General features: G+C 71.9%; 23 protein-coding genes. 7 read left to right on the top strand and 16 right to left on the bottom strand.

What is annotated here, in order from left to right; genetic code table 11:
* Window positions 1–10: 10 nt before the first annotated feature.
* The 8 genes from O7624_RS29865 to O7624_RS29830 form a co-directional block, all read right to left on the bottom strand.
* On the bottom strand, window positions 11–589 hold the full coding sequence (locus O7624_RS29865; RefSeq protein WP_282238259.1) for a response regulator transcription factor: 579 nt from the start codon (window positions 587–589) through the stop codon (window positions 11–13).
* Window positions 590–713: 124 nt separating this feature from the next.
* Window positions 714–1,319, bottom strand: a complete 606-nt coding sequence (locus O7624_RS29860; RefSeq protein WP_282238258.1) for a response regulator transcription factor — start codon at window positions 1,317–1,319, stop codon at window positions 714–716.
* A 191-nt stretch (window positions 1,320–1,510) separates the two neighbouring features.
* Entirely contained in the window at window positions 1,511–2,359 is an 849-nt protein-coding gene (locus O7624_RS29855) for a hypothetical protein (RefSeq protein ID WP_282238257.1), read from the bottom strand.
* A gap of 755 nt (window positions 2,360–3,114) precedes the next feature.
* On the bottom strand, window positions 3,115–4,065 hold the full coding sequence (gene tatC / locus O7624_RS29850) for a twin-arginine translocase subunit TatC (RefSeq protein ID WP_282238256.1): 951 nt from the start codon (window positions 4,063–4,065) through the stop codon (window positions 3,115–3,117).
* 18 nt (window positions 4,066–4,083) lie between these two features.
* The gene (tatA, locus tag O7624_RS29845) at window positions 4,084–4,377 is read right to left on the bottom strand and encodes a Sec-independent protein translocase subunit TatA (RefSeq protein WP_093405950.1); all 294 of its coding nucleotides are present in this window, start codon (window positions 4,375–4,377) and stop codon (window positions 4,084–4,086) included.
* Window positions 4,378–4,622: 245 nt separating this feature from the next.
* Window positions 4,623–4,871, bottom strand: coding sequence for a hypothetical protein (locus O7624_RS29840; RefSeq protein WP_282238255.1), 249 nt, complete (start codon window positions 4,869–4,871; stop codon window positions 4,623–4,625).
* 10 nt (window positions 4,872–4,881) lie between these two features.
* A complete protein-coding gene (locus O7624_RS29835; protein WP_282238254.1) occupies window positions 4,882–5,904 on the bottom strand; it encodes a YafY family protein in 1,023 nt (340 codons plus the stop codon).
* Window positions 5,901–6,890 carry a WYL domain-containing protein gene (locus O7624_RS29830; RefSeq protein ID WP_282238253.1) on the bottom strand — a complete coding sequence of 330 codons (990 nt, stop codon included), beginning with the start codon at window positions 6,888–6,890 and terminating at the stop codon, window positions 5,901–5,903. Before O7624_RS29830 ends, O7624_RS29835 begins: the two co-directional genes overlap by 4 nt.
* Before the next feature lie 198 nt (window positions 6,891–7,088).
* Here O7624_RS29830 and O7624_RS29825 point away from each other — a divergent pair, with 198 nt between their 5' ends.
* Entirely contained in the window at window positions 7,089–8,201 is a 1,113-nt protein-coding gene (locus O7624_RS29825; protein WP_282238252.1) for a DUF3866 family protein, read from the top strand.
* A gap of 42 nt (window positions 8,202–8,243) precedes the next feature.
* On the opposite strand, the gene O7624_RS29820 is transcribed toward O7624_RS29825, so the two are convergent.
* From O7624_RS29820 to rfbA, 4 genes are read right to left on the bottom strand one after another with little or no spacing between them, the layout of a single operon-like run.
* Window positions 8,244–8,429 carry a hypothetical protein gene (locus O7624_RS29820; protein WP_093405963.1) on the bottom strand — a complete coding sequence of 62 codons (186 nt, stop codon included), beginning with the start codon at window positions 8,427–8,429 and terminating at the stop codon, window positions 8,244–8,246.
* Window positions 8,430–8,482: 53 nt separating this feature from the next.
* Window positions 8,483–9,841 (bottom strand): Pup--protein ligase, encoded by a 1,359-nt coding sequence (gene pafA / locus O7624_RS29815; protein ID WP_093405965.1) that lies wholly within the window; start codon window positions 9,839–9,841, stop codon window positions 8,483–8,485.
* Between the two features lie 56 nt (window positions 9,842–9,897).
* A complete protein-coding gene (rfbC, locus tag O7624_RS29810) occupies window positions 9,898–10,515 on the bottom strand; it encodes a dTDP-4-dehydrorhamnose 3,5-epimerase (protein WP_282238251.1) in 618 nt (205 codons plus the stop codon).
* Window positions 10,512–11,426, bottom strand: a complete 915-nt coding sequence (gene rfbA / locus O7624_RS29805) for a glucose-1-phosphate thymidylyltransferase RfbA (protein WP_282238250.1) — start codon at window positions 11,424–11,426, stop codon at window positions 10,512–10,514. The genes rfbC and rfbA overlap by 4 nt, the downstream gene beginning before the upstream one ends.
* 85 nt (window positions 11,427–11,511) lie before the next feature.
* Between rfbA and rfbB the strand changes: the two genes are divergently transcribed.
* The 6 genes from rfbB to O7624_RS29775 are packed head-to-tail and all read left to right on the top strand — an operon-like array spanning window position 11,512 to window position 16,806.
* Window positions 11,512–12,510, top strand: a complete 999-nt coding sequence (gene rfbB, locus O7624_RS29800) for a dTDP-glucose 4,6-dehydratase (protein WP_093405973.1) — start codon at window positions 11,512–11,514, stop codon at window positions 12,508–12,510.
* Window positions 12,507–13,391, top strand: a complete 885-nt coding sequence (gene rfbD / locus O7624_RS29795; protein ID WP_282238249.1) for a dTDP-4-dehydrorhamnose reductase — start codon at window positions 12,507–12,509, stop codon at window positions 13,389–13,391. Before rfbB ends, rfbD begins: the two co-directional genes overlap by 4 nt.
* Entirely contained in the window at window positions 13,388–13,786 is a 399-nt protein-coding gene (locus O7624_RS29790) for a DUF2304 domain-containing protein (RefSeq protein WP_093405975.1), read from the top strand. The genes rfbD and O7624_RS29790 overlap by 4 nt, the downstream gene beginning before the upstream one ends.
* Window positions 13,779–14,480 carry a glycosyltransferase family 2 protein gene (locus tag O7624_RS29785; RefSeq protein ID WP_282238248.1) on the top strand — a complete coding sequence of 234 codons (702 nt, stop codon included), beginning with the start codon at window positions 13,779–13,781 and terminating at the stop codon, window positions 14,478–14,480. The genes O7624_RS29790 and O7624_RS29785 overlap by 8 nt, the downstream gene beginning before the upstream one ends.
* A complete protein-coding gene (locus tag O7624_RS29780; RefSeq protein ID WP_282238247.1) occupies window positions 14,477–15,781 on the top strand; it encodes a polysaccharide biosynthesis protein in 1,305 nt (434 codons plus the stop codon). Before O7624_RS29785 ends, O7624_RS29780 begins: the two co-directional genes overlap by 4 nt.
* Window positions 15,778–16,806, top strand: a complete 1,029-nt coding sequence (locus tag O7624_RS29775) for a glycosyltransferase family 2 protein (protein WP_282238246.1) — start codon at window positions 15,778–15,780, stop codon at window positions 16,804–16,806. Before O7624_RS29780 ends, O7624_RS29775 begins: the two co-directional genes overlap by 4 nt.
* A 103-nt stretch (window positions 16,807–16,909) precedes the next feature.
* Here the strand turns inward: O7624_RS29775 and prcA are convergent, their stop codons facing one another.
* The 4 genes from prcA to O7624_RS29755 form a co-directional block, all read right to left on the bottom strand.
* A complete protein-coding gene (gene prcA / locus O7624_RS29770; RefSeq protein WP_282238245.1) occupies window positions 16,910–17,740 on the bottom strand; it encodes a proteasome subunit alpha in 831 nt (276 codons plus the stop codon).
* Window positions 17,741–17,800: 60 nt separating this feature from the next.
* A complete protein-coding gene (prcB, locus tag O7624_RS29765) occupies window positions 17,801–18,640 on the bottom strand; it encodes a proteasome subunit beta (protein WP_282238244.1) in 840 nt (279 codons plus the stop codon).
* Window positions 18,559–19,038 (bottom strand): endonuclease VII domain-containing protein, encoded by a 480-nt coding sequence (locus O7624_RS29760; protein ID WP_282238243.1) that lies wholly within the window; start codon window positions 19,036–19,038, stop codon window positions 18,559–18,561. Before O7624_RS29760 ends, prcB begins: the two co-directional genes overlap by 82 nt.
* A gap of 197 nt (window positions 19,039–19,235) precedes the next feature.
* The gene (locus tag O7624_RS29755) at window positions 19,236–19,451 is read right to left on the bottom strand and encodes a ubiquitin-like protein Pup (RefSeq protein WP_092380345.1); all 216 of its coding nucleotides are present in this window, start codon (window positions 19,449–19,451) and stop codon (window positions 19,236–19,238) included.
* Window positions 19,452–19,511 lie beyond the last annotated feature (60 nt).

Here is a 19,511-nt window from a genome sequence, read left to right as displayed (position 1 = left end):
GGCAGCCTGGTCAGATCCAGCCCGCGTCCCGGGCCACCTGGACCGCCTCCACTCTGGTGCGCCCGCCCGTCTTCCGGATGATCCGGCCGAGATGATTGCGGACGGTGCCAGGGGCGAGACCGAGCGAGCCGGCCACCTCCGAGACCGGCGCGCCGCCTGCGGTCAGGCTGAGAATCTGCGCCTCACGCTGGGTCAGTGGGCTGTCCCGGTGCAGCGCCGCCAGCACCAGATCCGCGTCGACCACCGGCTCGCCACGGGACAGCCGGCGGATCCCGTCCACCACCCGCTGCGGCGGGACGTCGCTGCCGAGGACGCCGACGGTCCGGGACGGGGTGAGCATCCGATGCAGACTCCCGGCCCGGCGCGGCTCGGCGAGCACCAACAGCGGACAGGAGTCGGTCGCCGGCAGCCCCTCGACGAGGTCGAGGTCGACCACTGCCACGTCCGGACGGCGCGTACGGATCGTCCACGTGACCACGTCACCGCGGTCCACCTCCGCCACCACGTTTATGTCGTCCTCCGCGGCGAGCACGAGGGACAGGGCGCCACGGACCAGGGCACCATCGATAGCGAGCAGGGTACGGATCACCGTAGGCTCCCCGAGCATCGTCAGCTGGATCACGGAACGTCAGCATTCAAACACGCCCTGGCCGGTTTCGCCCGTCGACGGACGGCGGCCGGCCGGGGCCGCCGGGTGGCGGCCCCGGCCACTGTCACATCCAGCCGTCACGGCGCGCGAGCAGGACCGCCTCCATCCGGTTGCGGGCACCCGTCTTGCGCATGATCGCCGACAGGTGGTTACGCACCGTGCCATGCGCCAGGAACAGCCGATGGGCGATCTCCTTGAGCGGCAGCCCCTCGGCCGCCATCCGCAGCACCTCGGCCTCCCGAGGCGTCAGCGGGCCCGTGGCGGGCCGCAACGCCGTCGCGGCGGCGGCCACGTCGATGACCCGCTCCCCTGCCGCGAGCGCCCGTACGGCCCGGACCAGCTCGTGCAGCGGCTCGTCCTTACCGACCAGTCCTTTCGCTCCCGCCGTCAGCGCCTCCTCCACCAGGCACCGGCCCCACCGGTCACTCAAGGCCAGAACCGCCGTCGCGGGTGCCGCCTCGGTGATCTCGGTGATCACCGCCACCGGCTCGGGCACGCCCGACGCCAGGTCGACAAGCACCACGTCCGGCAGGTGCCGGCGCACCATCGCGGGCAACTCACCGATACCCGTCACCTCGGCGACGACCTCGATGTCCTCCTCACCGGCCAGTGCCGCGCACAACGCACTGCGCAGCAGACCCATACTTTCGCCAACCACAACGCGGATCACCACGTAGCTCCGATCTGAGGTACGCGCCACGGCCGTCTCCCGGTCCCCTGGACGGGACTGCGCAGGTCGGCCAGACGCGAACGGACTGGGCCCGGCCCGTGGGACGTCGACTGGACGACCCCGGGCACCCGTACGACCACGCCGGGCGACCAGCCGGTGATTCCCGGCGGCGCGGGCGGGTCAGGGCGGACTCAGCCGGGTCGGGCGGCCACCCCGGGGAAACGGCCCGCGTGCCGGCGGGGCGAACAGACATCGGCCCGGACGCTGGCCGTCGCCGGCACCTGGCACCCGTCGAGGATCACCGCCCGCAGCGGCCCGGGACCGCCATCGGCACCGGCGACACCGTCGCCACCGGGCGGGTGAGGGCGCTGCGGAAAACCGGTCGGTGCCGGCGTAGACCCGGATCCAGCACCCGACGTGCCGGTCGAGGGCCGATGCCACCCGACCGCCACCCCGGCCACGGTCGCGGCCGACGTCACCTCCCCCGGTGGTGCGGCCCGTGGTGCTGCGGCGGGCGGCGGATCGGGCGCCAGCGGCCGGGCCGGCGGGGTCACACCCGCGACAGCGTCGCTGGTCGGTGCCCACGACGTCGATCTGTCCATTGTGTACGGGTCGGTGGCGGACCGTCCCGGCAGCACCGGAAGCGTGGGGGTGACCAGTTCCGTCAGCTGCGTGACCGGCGTCGTCACCGTTGCCACGCCGGACGAGACCGCCGCGACGACCGTGACCAGCACCGGCCGTACGACAGCCTCGGTTCGCCCGATGACGGCTTCCGTGGCGGGCAAGGCCGCGAGGCTCGCCGCCAGCAGCGAGTCTGCGCCCGTGGTGGGCAGGGACGCCAGGGCCGTCGTGGGCGGGGATGCCACGCCGGTCGCGGCCCGGGTCGCCTCCGGCAGTAGCGGCAGCTCCGCCCCATCGGCCGGGACCGGAGTCCGGTCGCCGACGACCGGTACGGTCGACCGGGCCGGCGGCGCCGCGAGCGCGCGCCCGACCGACGCGGGGTCCGCTGCCGAACGCTCGCCCAACGATTGGTCGCCCATCGGACGGTCACCCGGTGCACGGCCGGGGAGCGGCCGGTCAGCCGGTGAGCGGTCAGTCAGTGATCGGTCAGCCGGTGAACGGTTGCCCGCTGACGGGCCGGCGGACGGACCATCGGGCGCAGGCTCTCGGCTGCCACGCGCTGGTGGCGCCGCCGGGCGGTCCCCAGCCGGTCGGCCGCTCCGCGCCGTGCCCCTTCGCGCACCCCGCCGGTCATCCTGCCGACCGGCGTCCGGGGAACCCGGCGTCGCGCTCCGGCCCGCACCGGGATGCCGGGCCTCCGGGCGTTCGACGAGGTCGTTGATCAGATCATCGATGGGCGAGGTGGACCGGATCCGTTCGAGTTTGCGCTCGTCGGCGCCGACCGACGGCACAGCTGCGGTGTCCGCGCTGGCCGGGTCGCTCGACAGGGCACCGAGGAGGAACCCGACGCCGACGGCGGCGGCTCCCATAAAGGCGAAACGGGCGATGGTGGCCCCCAGACGCGCTGCCGAGGCGTCGGGCCCCCGCCGGGCGGCGGGTGGACGGCGGAACGTCGGACGGCGCACGGAGCCTCTCTCTCGCCGAGAACGTCGACTCATCGTATTCAGTCCCGTACCCAGTCGCTGACCGTGAACAACGCGGTGACGGATTGCCGACTGTCCGGCTGACGGCGGCACGGCCGTCAGATAGCCGCGCGGTTCGCTCCCCACACAAAGAGCGACAAGCCTTCCAGACGTGGAAGGCTTGTCGCTCTGGTGCCGCGAAGCGGTGCGGGTCAGGTCACGTCGTCGTAGCGTCGCTCGATCGACAGGGGCCGGGCCACCGGATCGGGGGCGTCGATCGGACTGACCCCGCCGACCGGCTGTCCCGCCTCCACCGGCTCCCGGTCGAACTCCAGCGGTGACGCCTCGTCGTCGGCGGTGTCGGCGTACAGCTCCTTGCCGCGTCCCTTCCGCCGATCGTTGAGGAACGCGACCCCGACCGCGATGAAGTAGAGCAGCGACAGGCACAGCGCCAGCAACGTCATGCCGAACGGCCCCGGGTCGGGCGTGGCCACCGCCGCGAACGCGAAGCAGACGAAGACCACGATCCGCCACCAGCTGAGCAGCCGCCGGGCGCTCACCACGCCGGTGAAGTTGAGCATCAGCAGGGTGAGGGGGAACTCGAACGCCACCCCGAAGAGCAGGATCATGGTGGTGACGAAGCTGATGTAGCGGGTGACTTCCAGCTGCGAGTCGGTGCCGGTGACACCGGCTTCGAGCAGGAACGCCAGGCCCTTGTCGACGACCAGGAAGGCGAGCACCGCGCCGGCGGCGAACAGCGGCGCCGCGATCGTCACGAAGACGTACGCCCACTTGCGCTCATGCCGGTGCAGCCCCGGCGCGATGAACGCCCACAACTGGTACAGCCAGACCGGGGCACCGAGGATCAGACCGATCCAGAGCGCCAGCTTGAGCTTGAGGATGAAACCGTCGGCGGGGGCGAGCATCAGGAACTGCTGGCACTCGCCGTCGACCATCATTCCCGGCAGCCGGCAGTACGGCTGTTTGAGCAGGTCGAACGCCGGCTGGGCGAGCAGGTAGCCCCCGATCAGCCCGACGACGATCGCCAGCGAGGCGCGAAACAGCCGATCGCGTAGCTCGCGGATGTGCTCGACGAGGGTCATCGAGCCGTCGGCGGCCCGCTCGAAGTTGCTCGGTCCGCGCTTGCGGAGTCCGAAGGCCACGGTTACCGGACCCGCGGATCAGTTCTCGCGGACGCGCTGCACCGGGTCGACGACCGGCTGCTGCACGGTGCCCTGGTAGGGCTGCTGCTGCGGTGGCGCCGCCTGCTGCGGCGGGTACGGCTGGTAGCCGGCCTGCGCGTCGGCCTTGCCGGCGAGGTCGCGGTCGTCGTCAGCAAGGCTCTTCGTCTCGGCCTTGATGATCCGCAGCGAGCGACCGAGGGACCGGGCGGCGTCGGGAAGCCGCTTCGCGCCGAAGAGCAGGATCAGCACGACCACGAGTACGGCGATGTGCCACGGCTTGAGGGCACCCATGTGAAGCTCCAGTCGCTTGTGCCAACGGGGGTGTTCCGCAGCCCATCGTACGTGCGACGAGGGCCGTTGCCACCCGCCGGGGCGGTGGTGGTTCGTCCCGGCGGGTGAAGTCTCGGCCAACCGCGAGTGTCCCGTCAACCAGGCGGCTGGATCATTCTGCGCGAAGTCGGCTCGCCGCGTGCAGGAGGACGCACCGTACGGGCAGAAACGCGCACCGCGCGTTCTCCGCCGGTGGACCGGCGGCTTCAGTCGCCGCGGCGGGCTTTGATCACGGTGAGCCGCCGCTGGGTCGTCTCCAGCCGGCTCTGCAACCCCTCCGCCCGCTGCTGGAGGCTCTCCGCCGCCTCACGCAGCGCCGTCGCCTCGTCGGCACGCCGCTGCAACGCCAGCGCCGCCCGACGCAGCCGGGGCAGTCGCGCCAACACGGGTCGTACCGCCAGGGCGAGCAGAACCAACGGCACCAGCACCAGCGCGAGCACGATCCACTTCAGCACGCCGGCCAGCCTACTGCCTGTCGCCGGCCGCCGCCGGGTCCGCGCCGGCCGGCACCGGCCGGGCGTACGCCTCCAGGGCCGCCACCGCCGACTCGTGGATCTGCCCGGCCAGCTCGGCCGGCGCGACGACCTCGACGTCCGGGCCGAGACCCAGCACGAACCGACGGGCCCAGCCGAGATCACTGACCCGCAGCGACACCACCCACCGTTCGCCGTCGGACTCGACCCGCTCGCAGGGGTAGTACTCGGTGATCCACCGCTCACCCCGGCCGATCCGCAACGTGATCAGCGGCAGGTCGGGCGAGGGCCGGAACGCCCCGTCGCGTAGATCCTGCGGTCGGGCCTGCGGCGGCACCACGGCCGGCTCGGCCAGCTCGGTGACGGCGTCGATCCGGTCGGCCCGGAACAGCCGCACCGCCTCGGCGCGACGGCACCACGCCTCCACGTACGTCCGGCCGCCGACCATCAGCACCCGCAGCGGGTCGATGACCCGCTCGGTGGTCTCGTCGCGGGTCGCCGTGTAGTACGTGATGCGCAGCGCGCGACCACCCTCCACCGCGGCGCGCAACTGCTCCACCCGCCCGGTGTCCCCGGGCAGCCGCACCTCCACCGGCGCGGCGACCAGGTCGCCGGCCGCGTCCTCGATCTTCGCGAGGGCCCGCTCGACCGCCTCCCGGTTGGCCACCCCGGGCGTCTCGGCGAGCATGCACAACGCCACCACCAGCGCCAGCGCCTCGTCCGGAGTGAGCCGCAGCGGCCGGTCGATGCCCGCGTCGTAGGTGATTGTCACCCGGTCACCGTCGAAGGCCATGTCGATCAGGTCACCCGGGCCGTACCCGGGCAGCCCGCAGACCCAGAGCAGCTCCAGATCCTCCCGCAACTGCCGCTCGGTGACGCCCAGGTCACCGGCCGCCTCGGCGATCTCGATCCCGGGCCGGGCGAGCAGGTACGGCACCAGGTTCAGCAGCCGGGCCAGCCGGTCCGCCGAGGCCCGGGAACCAGCACGCGCCGCCGGACGGGTCGGGCTGCTCATGGCACCACCGCCAGGGTGTCGTGTCGGGCGGCGATCTCCTTCAGCCGCTGGATGACCGCCTCCCGGACCTCGGGCGGGTCGACCACCCGCACGTCCGGCCCGTAGCCGACGAGGTGGCCGGCCAGCGAGCAGGCGTCGCCGTACGGCAGGACCAGCCGGTCCGCGTCCGACCCGGCGGTGACCTCGACCGCCCAGCGACGCAACCCGGCGGCGCGCCCGGGGGTGACCAGCACGGTCGCCCGGCCAGATCGCTCGACCGGGCCGGACCAGCGGGCCACGTGACTGATCAGGTCGACTCCGGTCGGGGGCTGGTAGGCGCCCGGCTCGCCGGTGGCCCGCACCGCACCCACCACCCGCGACAACCGGAAACAGCGGGTGGCGTCGCGATCCAGGTCGTGGCCGACCACGTACCACCGGCCCCGCCAGCACACCACACCCCACGGTTGCAGCCGGCGCCGCGCGGGCGCGTCGCGGTCCGGAATCCGGTAGTCGAAGCGGACCTCCCGCCGGTCGCGGGCGGCCGCGGTCAGTGGCGCGAACGCCGGATCGACCGTGACCATCGGCTCCAGCCCGAGGGTGGCCTGCGGGTCCACGTCCACGCCCGCGGCGCGCAGCTTCGCCAGCCCCGACGAGGCGGCAGCGGCCAGGCCGGCGTGTTGCCACAGCCGCGCGGCGATGCCGACCGCGGCGGCCTCGTCCGGCTGGAGGGGAATGTCGGGCAGCGCGTACTCCCGGCGGGCGATCCGGTACCCGGGCTCGGCGTCGAAGGCGCTCGCCGTCCCGGTCTCCAGCGGTACCCCCAGCTCCCGCAACTCGGCCTTGTCCCGCTCGAACTTGCGCTGGAAAGCCTCGTGCTCACGGGCGTCGTCCGGATCGTGCTCATAGCCGGGTACGGTCGCGGCGATCTGCGCGGCGGTCAGGAACCGCCGCGTTGACAGCAGGCAGATCACCAGGTTGACCAGGCGTTCGGTGCGGCTGCGCGACACCCCGTAGACGCTAGCAGCCCTGACCTCCCACGCAGGCACCCCACGCCCCCCACCTTCACTCCCCGTTCCCCCTCTCGTCGATCTTGCACTTGTGGTCGTCGATATGCGTCTTTTGAGGTGCTACGCGGGGGCAGAAAGTGCAAGATCGCGGGGTGGGGTGGGTGCGGGGTGGGGTGGGATGGGGGTTAGCGTGCGGGGGTGGTGCGGTGGCGGGCAGGTGCGGTGGTCGGGGTGCGTCGGCGGTGGGCCGGAGCGGTGGAGCTGGACGTCGAGGTGGACGGCGGCGGCTCGATGCGGGCGCTGGCCTATCCGGCACTGGTCGGTGAGCCCGAGCCGGGCGATCGGGTGCTGCTCAACGCCGGGGCGCTGCTGATGGGCCTGGGCACCGGCGGGTACGCCCTGGTCGTCGCGCTGCCGGAGCGGCTGCCGCCGGACCCGCCGCAGGCCCTCGACTCCCGCGACGCGGGTCATCTGGTCAAGGCCCGCTACACCCCGTTGCAGCCGATCCTGCTCGGTGTCGACGAGGAGGCGTCACCACATCGGGAGGTGCTGGCCGCGGCCGACGACCTGGCCGGTCTGCCGGTGGTCACCGCCGACCTGCACTCCGCGCTGCCGGCGATCCTGGCCGGCGTTCGGGTCGACGCGCCACAGGCGCGGGTGGCGTACCTGCTCACCGACGGCGGGGCGTTGCCCGCCTGGTTCTCCCGCACCCTCGCCGGGCTGAGCGACGAACTGGTCGGCACGATCAGCGTCGGGCAGGCGTTCGGCGGCGACCTGGAGGCCTCGACGCTGCACAGCGGGCTGCTCGCCGCCCGGCACGTGCTCGACGCCGACGTGGTGGTGGTGGCGCAGGGCCCGGGCAATCTCGGCACCGGCACCCGCTGGGGCTTCTCCGGGGTGGCCGTCGGTGAGGCGGTGAACGCCGTCGCCGCCCTCGGCGGCCGCCCGATCGGCTCGCTGCGGATCTCCGCCGCCGACCCGCGACCCCGGCACCGTGGCGTGTCGCACCACAGCCTCACCGCGTACGGCCGGGTGGCGCTGGCCCGTGCGGAGCTGGTGGTGCCGGCGGACCTGGAGCCGCTGCTGGCCGCCGAGGTCGACGCCGCGCTGAAACCGCTCGCCGAGCGGCACACCCTGGTGCGGGTGGACACCACCGGGCTGGACGCGGCGCTGCGACGCAGCCCGGTACCGCTGTCGACGATGGGGCGCGGGCTGGACGCCGACCACGCCTACTTCCTGGCCGCCGCCGCGGCCGGTCGGCACGCCGCCCGGCTGGCGGCGGAGCCGCCCCCGGCACCGGCCGGGCGCTGACCGGGGGCCCGCGCTGCTGCCGCCGGGGCCCCTGGCTGCGCCTCAGGCGAAGATGATCAGCGCGGCCCAGGCGCCCACGATCAGCGCCAGGGCGACGGCCAGCACCCAGGTGGGCACGGTGTACTCGCCGCGGCGGTTACGCTCGATCTCGGCGCGGATCTTGTCGCGGCGGCGTTCGAGCCAGCCCTGCCGCTGAGCGCCCGGGGAAGGAGGTTCCGGAGGAATCATGACCCCACCAGCCTACCCGGGGCCGGCCGGTCGGCACGGCCCCGGTCGACCGGTCACATGCTGGCGATCAGCCGTTCCACCCGCTCGTCGTACGCCCGGAACGGGTCCTTGCAGAGCACGGTCCGCTGCGCCTGGTCGTTGAGCTTCAGGTGCACCCAGTCGACGGTGAAGTCCCGCCGCTTCTCCTGGGCGTGCCGGATGAACTCACCGCGCAGCCGGGCCCGGGTGGTCTGCGGCGGCGTCTCCTTGGCCTCGAAGATCTCCGGATCGGTGGCCACTCGGTCCACGTCGCCGCGCCGCTCCAGCAGCGCGTAGAGGCCCCGACCCCGACGCAGGTCGTGGTACGCCAGATCCATCTGCGCCACCCGGGGGTGCGACAGCGGCAGGTCGTGCTTGCGCTGGTAACGCTCGATCAGCCGCAGCTTCGTCACCCAGTCGATCTCCCGGGAGACCGGTTCCAGGTCACCGGTCTCCACCGCCCGCAGCACCCGACCCCACAGCTCGACCACCCGCTTGGCGGTCTGGTCGCCGCCCCGGCGCTCGACGAACTCGGTGGCCTTGGCGAGGTACTCCTGCTGGATCTCCAGGGCGCTGATCTCCTTGCCCGAGGCCAGCCGCACCTTCCGCCGGCCGGTGATGTCGTGCGACACCTCCCGGATCGCCCGGATCGGATTCTCCAGGGTGAGGTCGCGCATCACCACGCCACCCTCGATCATCCGCAGCACGATGTCGGCGGTGCCGACCTTGAGCAGCGTGGTGACCTCGTTCATGTTGGAGTCGCCGACGATGACGTGCAGCCGGCGGTAGCGTTCCGCGTCAGCGTGCGGCTCGTCGCGGGTGTTGATGATCGGGCGGCTGCGGGTGGTCGCCGAGGAGACGCCCTCCCAGATGTGCTCGGCCCGCTGCGACAGGCAGTAGACCGCGCCGCGCGGCGTCTGCAACACCTTGCCGGCACCGCAGATCAGCTGCCGGGTGACCAGGAACGGGATCAGCACGTCGGCGAGCCGGCCGAACTCACCGTGCCGGGACACCAGGTAGTTCTCGTGGCAGCCGTACGAGTTGCCGGCCGAGTCGGTGTTGTTCTTGAACAGATAGATCTCCCCGGCGATGCCCTCGTCGTGCAGCCGCTTCTCCGCGTCGATGAGCAGCCCCTCCAGGATCCGCTCACCGGCCCGGTCGTGGGCGACCAGGTCGACCACCGAGTCGCACTCCGGGGTGGCGTACTCGGGGTGTGAGCCGACATCCAGGTAGAGCCGGGCGCCGTTGCGCAGGAAAACGTTGCTCGACCGGCCCCAGGACACGACCCGGCGGAAGAGGTACCGGGCCACCTCGTCAGGGGACAGCCGCCGCTGTCCGCGGTAGGTACAGGTGACGCCGTACTCGGTCTCCAGACCGAAGATTCGCCGTTCCATGATGAGACATTAGCCGTACGGAGGCCCTGTTCGTCACTGTCGGGGACGTGCCGGCCTCAGCCGTCGGTGGAACCGGCCATGGCGGAGAGAGTCTCGACGTACCGACGGCACGTGTCGTACTCCGGCAGCAGCCCGGCCGCCCGAGCCTGCGCCAGGGTGGGCGCGGCGGCGTCGCGGGCGGACAGCTGCGCCCCGGTGGTCGGCCATTCGATGCCCAACTCCCGGTCCAGCGGGTGCACGGTGTGCTCGGCCGACGGGTTGTACGTGGTCGAGCAGAGGTAGGTCAGGGTGGCGTCGTCGGTCAACGCGCAGAACCCGTGGCCGAGCCCCTCGGCCAGGTAGACCGCGCGCCGGTCGACGTCGTCCAGGCGCACCCCCTCCCACCGGCCGAAGGTGGGCGAGCCGAGCCGCAGGTCGACGATCACGTCCAGCACGGCCCCCCGCACACAGGTGACGTACTTCGCCTGCCCCGGTGGCACGTCGGCGAAGTGGATACCGCGCACCACGTCACGGGCCGAGATGGACAGGTTGCCCTGGGCCAGCCGCAGCGGATGCCCGACCGCCTCGACCAACCGGTCGAAGCGGTACCACTCCAGGAACAGCCCGCGCGGGTCGCCGTGCTGCCGCGGGGTGATCTCCCAGGCACCCTCGACGCTCAACGGCCGCAGCTTCATCGGACCGCACCCGCCCCACGGAACTCACCGGTCGGTTCCTGCCGCCCCCCACCGGCGAGCAGATCGAGCAGGTAGTCGCCATAGCCGCTGCGGGTCAGCGGCTCGGCCAGGGCACGCAACTGCGCGTCGTCGATCAGCCCGGCCCGCCAGACGGCCTCCTCGACACAGCCGATCTTCATGCCCTGTCGTTCCTCGATCACCCGGACGAACTCCGCGGCCTGCACCAGCGAGGCGAACGTGCCCGTGTCCAGCCAGGCGGTCCCCCGGTCCAGCACGGTGACCGACAGCTCACCCCACCGCCGGTACGCCTCGTTCACCGCCGTGATCTCCAACTCGCCCCGGGCGCTGGGGGTGAGCCCCCGGGCGATCTCCACCACCCGGTTGTCGTAGAAGTACAGGCCGGGCACCGCGTACCGGGACGTCGGGCGCTGCGGTTTCTCCTCGATCGACAGCACCCGACCCTCGGCGTCGAAGTGCACCACGCCGTACGCCTGCGGATTGGCCACCGGGTAGGCGAAGATCCGGCCACCCACCGGCTCGCCCGCCGCCGCCAGCTGCCGGCCCAGGCCCACCCCGTGGAAGATGTTGTCGCCGAGGATCAACGCCACCGACTCGTCGCCGATGAAGTCCGCGCCGAGCAGGAACGCCTGCGCGATGCCCTCCGGGCGAGGCTGGGCGACGTACTCCAACCGGAGCCCGAACTGAGCGCCGTCGCCGAGCAGCCGCTGGAACTGGCCCTGCTCCTCCGGCGTAGTGATCACCAGGATCTCGTGTATCCCGGCCATCACCAGGGTGGAGAGCGGGTAGTAGATCATCGGCTTGTCGAAGACCGGCATCAGCTGTTTCGACACCGCCCGGGTGATCGGCCACAGCCGGGACCCGGTGCCACCGGCGAGCAGGATTCCACGCACCCGCGGCAGCCTACCGGCAATCGGACGCGCAGCCCCGCCTCGCCTGCACTGTCGATGTGGCCGTTTCGCGTAGACTTTCGGACCCGTGAGGATCCTGGTCACCGGCGGCGCCGGCTTCATCGGTTCGGAATACGTCCGGACGCTGCTCGGCGTCCCCGGTGGCGGCGCGGCGGGCGTGCCGGCGTGGAAACCGCCCCAGGTCACCGTGCTCGACGCGCTCACCTACTCCGGCAACGTGGCCAACCTCGCGCCGGTGGCCGACGACCCCCGGTTGCGCTTCGTGCAGGGCGACATCCGTGACCACGACGTCGTCGACCGGGCTGTCGCCGGGCAGGACGTCGTCGTGCACTTCGCCGCCGAGTCCCATGTCGACCGTTCGATCGCCGGCGCCGCGCCCTTCGTCACCACGAACGTCCTCGGTACCCAGAACCTGCTCGACGCCGCGCTGCGCCACGGCGTCGCCCGGTTCGTGCACGTCTCCACCGACGAGGTCTACGGCTCCATCGCCGACGGCGCCTGGACCGAGGACTGGCCGCTGGCCCCCAACTCCCCCTACTCGGCGTCGAAGGCCGGCTCCGACCTGCTCGCTCTGTCCTACCACCGCACCCACGGCCTCGACGTGGTGGTGACCCGCTGCTCCAACAACTACGGGCCCTACCAGTACCCGGAGAAGGTCATCCCGCTGTTCGTCACCAACCTCCTCGACGGACACCGCGTCCCGCTCTACGGCGACGGCGGCAACGTACGCGACTGGCTGCACGTGCACGACCACTGCCGCGGCATCGCCCTCGTGCAGGACAAAGGTCGCGCCGGCGAGATCTACCACATCGGTGGCGGCACCGAACTGACAAACAAGGAACTGACCGCCCGGCTCCTCGACGCCTGCGGCGCCGGCTGGGACCGCGTGACACCCGTCGCCGACCGCAAGGGACACGACCGCCGCTACGCCCTCGACATCACCAAGATCAGCAAAGAGCTAGGGTACGCCCCCAGCATCACCCTCGACACCGGTCTCGCCGAGACCGTCCGCTGGTACCGGGACAACCGCGACTGGTGGGAGCCACTGAAAGCAGCGAACGCGTGAGATTCCTGGTGACCGGGGCCGGCGGGATGCTCGGACGCGACCTGGTCGACGTCCTCGCCGCGCGACCGGAACACCGTCTCACCGCGGTCACCCGCACCGAACTGGACATCACCGACAGCGTCGCCGTGCACGCCGCCGTCGACGGGCACGACGTGGTGGTCAACACCGCCGCCTGGACCGACGTCGACGGCGCCGAGGCGCACGAGTCGGCGGCCACCGCCGTCAACGGCGACGCTGTCGTCCACCTCGCCACCGCGTGCGCCGCGCACGGCGCCCGCCTGCTGCAACTGTCCACCGACTACGTCTTCGACGGCACCGCCACCACCCCCTACCCCGAGGACGCGCCGACCGCCCCGCTCAACGCGTACGGTCGCGGCAAGCTCATCGGGGAACAGGCCGTCACCCGGCTGCTGCCCGACACCGGATACGTGGTGCGTACCGCCTGGCTCTACGGCACCCACGGCCGCAACTTCGTCACCACCATGCTCGACCTGGCCGACCGACGCGACACCCTCGACGTCGTCGACGACCAGCACGGCCAGCCAACCTGGTCCCACGCCCTCGCCCGCCACCTGGTCAGGCTCGCCGAGGCCGCCCACAGCGGACACGCCGCACCCGGGATCTACCACGGCACCTGCGCCGGCGAGACCACCTGGTTCGACCTGGCCCGCGCCGTGTTCGCCCGGCACGGCCTCGACCCGGACCGGATCCGCCCCACCACCAGTTCCCGGTTCGTGCGACCCGCCCCCAGGCCGACGTACAGTGTGCTGGCGCACGGCCGGTGGGCCGAGGCCGGGCTGCCGCCGCTGCCCGACTGGCACGCCGCCCTGGTCGACGCGTTCATCCCCACCGCCCCACGCTTCCCGCGGAGGGTCGTATGAAGCTCACCCTGGTCACCGGCCTGACCGGCCTGCTTCTGCTGGCCACGATCGTCGAGCTGCTGCGCCGCCGCCAACTACGCGAGAAGTACGGCATGCTCTGGCTCGGCCTGCTGTTCGTGGTGATCCCGCTGTCGCTGTTCCCCCGGCTGCTCGACGGCGTCGCCGACCTGCTCGGCGTCGCCTCCGGCGTCAGCCTGGTGCTGTTCCTCGGCATCGTCTTCCTCCTGCTGGTCTGCATCCATCTCAGCTGGGAGGTCAGCGCGCTGGAGGAGGAGACCCGCACCCTCGCCGAGGAGTTCGCCCTGCTCCGCGCCGAAGTCGAAGCCGAACGGACGGAACGGGCGGAGTGGACCCGACGCTTGGACCGGACGGAAGTGGTCTCCCGCGATGGTTGACGGCGAACGACTCCTCATCATCATTCCGGCGTTCAACGAGGCCGCCTCCATCGGCGACGTCGTCGGCGAGATCCGCGGCGAACTACCCACAGCGGACGTGCTCGTCGTCGACGACGGCTCCACCGACCACACCGCCGCCGTCGCCATCACCGCCGGTGCCCGCGTCGCCCGGCTGCCCTACAACCTCGGCGTCGGTGGCGCCATGCGGCTCGGCTACCGCTACGCCCACGAACACGACTACGACGCCGCCGTGCAGGTCGACGCCGACGGGCAACACGACCCCCGGTACGTGCCGAAGCTTGTCGACCTGCTCGGCGACCACGACCTGGTCATCGGGGCCCGGTTCGCCGGCGAGGGCGAATACACCGTACGCGGCCCCCGCCGCTGGGCGATGGCCGTGCTGTCGCTGGTGCTGTCCGGCCTGGCCGGCACCACACTGACCGACACCACAAGCGGCTTCCGGGCCGCAAACCGACGGATGATCGAGATGTTCGCCCACTGGTACCCCGTCGAGTACCTGGGCGACACCGTCGAGACGCTTGTGCACGCCGCCCGGCGCGGCTACCGGATCCAGCAGGTCCCGGTCGCCATGCGCCGTCGGATGGCCGGCACCCCCAGCCACTCCCCCACCCGGGCGATGATCTACCTCGGCCGGGCCCTGGCCGTCCTCACGCTCGCCCTCATCCGCCGGTGATCCGCCGCCTGCTCCGCTTCGTCCCACCCGGCACGGTCGGCGTCGGCATCGGCCTCGCCGTGGTCGGACTGGCCTCGTACGTCCACCTCGCCGTGGCCGGGCACAACCTCGACGCCGCCGACTACTCCTCACTGTCGGTGCTCTGGTCCGTCGTGTTCACCCTCGGCATCGGCGTGTTCTTCCCCGTCGAGCAGGAAGTCGCCCGCCTCGTCGCGGCCCGGCGCACCCGCGACCTGCAACCCGGGCCGGTACTGGCCCGCGGCGCCGCCGTCGCCGCCGCCGTGCTCGGCCTGCTCCTGGTGCTCACCGTCGGTGGCGCAGACTTTCTCACCGATCGGCTCTTCGACGGCGACCCGGCGATGGTGCCCGCCCTCGGTGGCGCACTCGCCGCACTCGCCGTCGCACACACCAGCCGAGGTGTGCTCGCCGGCCTGCGCCGCTTCGGCTGGTACGGCACCCAACTCGGCCTCGACGGCGGACTGCGCATCGGCCTGGTCGCCGCCCTCGCGGTCGCCGGCGTGGACTCCCCCGTCGCCTACGCGCTGGTCCTGGTCGCGGCACCGCTGGCCGCCGTCGCGCTGACCGTCGCGCCGGTCGCCCGGACGGCCGGCCGTGGACCGACGGTCCCGTGGCCGCCGCTGCTACGCGGACTCGCGCTGCTCACCGTCTCCAGCCTGCTCGCCCAGGTGGTCGTCAACGTCGGAGTGATCAACGTACGGCTGCTCGACCCGGCCGAGGTCGCCACCGCCGGCGCGCTGCTCTCCGCGCTGGTGCTGGTCCGCATACCACTGTTCGTCTTCGGCTCGATGCAGGCCGCGCTGCTCCCCGGCCTGTCCACCGCCGCCGCCACCGGCGACGAACCGGCCTTCCGTGCCCTGCTCCGCCGATCCCTGGCCGTCGTCACCGCCCTCGGGGCCCTCGGCGGCATCCTCGCCGCCCTGTTCGGCCCGGCGCTCGTGCGAGCTCTCTTCGACACCCCCGACGTCCTCGGCCACGGCGACTTCGCCTGGCTCTCGGTGGCCACCCTGGCGTACCTGTGGGCGATGGTGCTCGGTCAGGCCCTGCTGGCCCGCGCCCGGCACCGCGCCCAGGCCCTGGCCTGGACCATCGGCGTCGCCGCGCTGGTCCTCGCGACCCTGCCTCCGCTTCCCGTCGCGCTGCGCGTCGAACTCGGCTACACCGTCGGTTCCGTGGTGGCCGCCGCCGCCATGATCACCCTGCTGCGCCGTCGCCGGGCCACCCCACCCGCCCCACCGGTCGCCGCGCCGATGCCCGCCACCACCAGCGGAGGAACCCCATGAGACCGCCCCGCGTCACCGCCGTGATGCTCGCCTACGGCGCCGAGCCCTGGCTGGTTGACGCCGCACGGGCCGTACTGGCCAGCACCGGCGTCGACGTCGAGCTGGTCGTGGTCGACAACGGCTGCACCGGCCACGGCATCGACGTGGTCAAGGGCCTGCCCGGCGTACGAGTCATCCGGCCGGAGGTGAACACCGGCTACTCCGGCGGCTGCAACGTCGGTGCCGCCGACGCCACCGGCGAGTGGCTGGCCTTCGTCAACTCCGACGCCATCGTGGCCCCCGACGCCCTCGCCCAGGTCGTCGCGGTGGCCGCCGAGCCAGGGATCGGCGCCGCCATGGCCTCCATCCGGCTCGCCCACGACCCCGACCTGATCAACACCTCGGGCAACCCGCTGCACTTCACCGGCCTGTCCTGGGCCGGCGGCAACGGCGAACCGGCCAGCGCCCACGCGAAGCGCACCGCCGTACCCTCGCTGAGCGGCTGCTGCTTCGTCATCAGCCGCCACCGCTGGGAAGAACTCGACGGCTTCCCCGACGCGTACTTCGCCTACCACGAGGACACCGAACTCAGCCTGCGGCTGTGGCAGCGCGGCCTACGGCTGGAGTACGTGCCCGACGCCGTCGTCCTGCACCACTACGAGTTCTCCCGCAACGACCTCAAGCTCTACCTGGTCGAACGCAACCGCCTGCTCACCCTGCTCACCGCGTACCAGGGCCGGACCCTGGCGCTGCTGGCACCGATGCTGCTGCTCACCGAACTCGCCATGCTCGCCACCGCGCTGGTGGGCGGCTGGGGACGCCAGAAGACCCGCGGCTGGGCGTGGCTGTGGCGTCACCGGAACTGGATCCGCGCCCGTCGACGCCGCCTCCAGGCCGAGCGCACCGTCGGCGACGGCGCCCTCGCCGACCTGATGACCGCCCGCGTCGCCCCGTCGAACGTGCCGGTCCCACCCGGGATGGGTGTCTTCAACGCGGTCGCCGCCGCGTGGTGGGCAGCCGCCCGGCCACTGCTCGCCCGCCGCTGACCCGCCCCGAAACCGCCCACCGTAAGCCGACCGTCGACCCCGAACGAGACAGCGCCCGACACGGTCGAAACCGCTCGGGCGCCACCATCGTTCGGGGTGAAGATCAGGTGCCGGAGTTGTCGCCCGGCTTGTCCTCCAGATCAGCGGAGCCAGCCGAGGTGGTCGGCTTGTGCCCCTCCTCGGTCGGCGTGGTCGGGGTCTGCGCCCGATCACCCTGCGCCGACCCGCCGGCCGCATCGCCGTCCAGCAGAGCGGTCAACGCGGCCCCGGTGATCCGCCGGAAGGTACGACCCACCCGGCTACGGTCCAGGATCGCGACCTCCAACTGGTCGCCGGCGATCGTACGGGCGGCACCGCCCTCGCCGCCGACGCTGCCCAGCGCCTGCACCGCCACCTTGACCGCGTCGGCGAGCGACATGTCCGGCCGATGGTTCGACTTCAGCACCCCGGAGATCGCCTCGGCCTGACCGCCCATCGCCATCCGGCCCGGCTCGTCGGTCACCGACCCGTCATAGGTGCACCGGTACAGCGAGTCCTCCTCCGGCGTGGCACCCACCTCCGCCACGCAGATCTCCACCTCGAACGGCTTCGACTGCTCGGTGAAGATGGCACCGAGAATCTGCGCGTACGAGTTGGCCAGTGCCAGACCGGTCACGTCCCGGCGGTCGTAGCTCAGACCGTTCAGATCGGCCATCCGCACACCCGCCCGGCGCAGGTTCTCGAACTCGTTGTACCGCCCCACGGCGGCGAAACCGATCCGGTCGTAGATCTCGCTGACCTTGTGCAGCGTGCTGGAGAGATTCTCGGCAACGAAGAGCACCCCGCCGGTGTAACTGACGACCACCGAGCTGCGTCCCCGAGCGATGCCCTTGCGGGCCAACTCGGAACGGTCGCGCATGATCTGTTCGGGCGAGGCGTAGAACTGCATGGCCACGGCGGCGGCTCTCCTTCGGGCGGTACTCGGGAAACGGGATCAGCTGCGGGCGCTGGCGGCTCAGCCGCCCGGATTCTCCATCCGACCGGCGACGACGCTCTCCGCGATCGCCGAGGTCTCCGCGTCGGTCAGCCGGTGCGTGCCCTCCGCCGTCGCGGTCATCACCACCGGGTAGATCCGCCGCGTCAGGTCGGGACCGCCGGTCGCGGTGTCGTCGTCCGCGGCGTCGTAGAGCGCCTCGACCGCCAACCGCACCGCGTCGTCCACGGACAGCCCGGTCCGGTACCGCTTCTTCAACGCCGACTTGGCGAACAGCGAACCCGAGCCGATGGCGTCGTAGCCGGTCTCCTCGTACGGGCCGCCGGTGACGTCGAAACTGAAGATCCGCCCGGCCCGCGCCGGATCGCTGGCCGCCAGGTCGATACCGGCGAAGAGCGGAATCACCGCCAGCCCCTGCATAGCCGCACCCAGATTGCCGCGAATCATCGAGGCGAGCCGGTTCGCCTTGCCGTCGAGGGAGAGCATCGCGCCCTCGATCTTCTCGTAGTGCTCCAGCTCCACCTGGAACAGCCGCATCAGCTCGATGCCAATCCCGGCGGTGCCGGCGATGCCCACCAGCGAGTACGCGTCGGCGGGGTGCACCTTCTCGATGTCCCGCTGGGCGATCAGGTTGCCCATGGTGGCCCGCCGGTCACCGGCCATCACGACGCCACCGGACGCGGCGATGGCCACGATCGTGGTGGCGTGCGGGGCCAGATCGGCGGCCATGCCCGGGGGCAGCGCCCGACGGCCCGGCAGCAGCTCGGGGGCCACCTTGCTCAGGAATGCCGTGAAGGAGGACGTCCCCGCGTTGGTGAACACATCTGGAAGACGCCCGGATGGATCAAAACCCGCTGCCACGTGGTTCCTCTCAGGTACGTGATGGCCCTGGCCAGCCTCGTCGGACTGTCACGGAACTGGCCAAGACCACCGTTGCAGTTGAAGCAGAGTATCCCGCGCACCCACCCGGTGCGATGATCGTGGTCCACATGTTCCGGATCGGGGTCACCGCAGACCGCGCAGACACCGCCCTGCTCGGCCAGCAGCTCGTCGAACTCCTGTTGCCCGATGCCGTACCGCCGCCGCAGGTGGTACTCGCGCGTGCCGCCGTACAACCGCTGGGCGGTCTCCTTACCCCGTGCGTTGTGGCAGGGCTTGCAGTAACTGTGCCGTCCGCTGGCCTTCCGAGTGGTGCTCGGGAAGTCACCCAACGGCTTGATCTGCTCGCAGTCCGGGCACCACTTCAGACCCTGGCTCACCGGCGTTGCCGACCTCCGTGCGGGGGCGACGCCACGCTTGCGGCGACTGGCCTCCGAACGGGCTGTCGCACACGCCTTGCAGTAGCAGGCGCGACCGTCGACCCGGCGGCTGTTACGGTGAAACTCGGTGAGGGGCAGCGTGCGTTGGCACTGTGGGCAAATCTTGTCCGACCCGATGGGCGAATCGGACATATACCTCATTCACCCCCTTTCTGGACATAGCCCCTCACGAATTCTTCGGCGTTTTCTTCGAGGACGGAGTCGATCTCGTCGAGCAGGTCGTCGACGTCCTCGGTGATCTCGGCGTGCCGCTCGGCGACCTCCGGGTTCGCCTCGACGGTGACGTCCTCGACCTCTTCGCCCTGACGGGACTTGCCCGACTGCGACTGACCGCCGCTGTCACGAGTGGCCATCGTTGCCTCCTCCACGATCTCCCTGCGATGAACTTACCTCGCGGGAGCGACGAAACGTTC

Origin of the sequence: Verrucosispora sp. WMMD1129 (genome assembly GCF_029581255.1) — a bacterium.
Lineage (GTDB): Bacteria > Actinomycetota > Actinomycetes > Mycobacteriales > Micromonosporaceae > Micromonospora > Micromonospora sediminimaris.
This window is presented reverse-complemented; position numbering and strand designations above follow the sequence as displayed.

Bases quoted from the DNA above. Each gene is read 5' to 3' on its own strand.
- pafA (WP_093405965.1), bottom strand. From the start codon at position 9,841: ATGGAACGGCGAATCTTCGGTCTGGAGACCGAGTACGGCGTCACCTGT.
- O7624_RS29755 (WP_092380345.1), bottom strand. From the start codon at position 19,451: ATGGCCACTCGTGACAGCGGCGGTCAGTCGCAGTCGGGCAAGTCCCGT.
- O7624_RS29775 (WP_282238246.1), top strand. From the start codon at position 15,778: ATGAGACCGCCCCGCGTCACCGCCGTGATGCTCGCCTACGGCGCCGAG.
- tatA (WP_093405950.1), bottom strand. From the start codon at position 4,377: ATGGGTGCCCTCAAGCCGTGGCACATCGCCGTACTCGTGGTCGTGCTG.
- rfbC (WP_282238251.1), bottom strand. From the start codon at position 10,515: ATGAAGCTGCGGCCGTTGAGCGTCGAGGGTGCCTGGGAGATCACCCCG.
- O7624_RS29820 (WP_093405963.1), bottom strand. From the start codon at position 8,429: ATGATTCCTCCGGAACCTCCTTCCCCGGGCGCTCAGCGGCAGGGCTGG.
- O7624_RS29855 (WP_282238257.1), bottom strand. From the start codon at position 2,359: ATGGGCGACCAATCGTTGGGCGAGCGTTCGGCAGCGGACCCCGCGTCG.
- O7624_RS29785 (WP_282238248.1), top strand. From the start codon at position 13,779: ATGGTTGACGGCGAACGACTCCTCATCATCATTCCGGCGTTCAACGAG.
- O7624_RS29790 (WP_093405975.1), top strand. From the start codon at position 13,388: ATGAAGCTCACCCTGGTCACCGGCCTGACCGGCCTGCTTCTGCTGGCC.
- O7624_RS29835 (WP_282238254.1), bottom strand. From the start codon at position 5,904: ATGAGCAGCCCGACCCGTCCGGCGGCGCGTGCTGGTTCCCGGGCCTCG.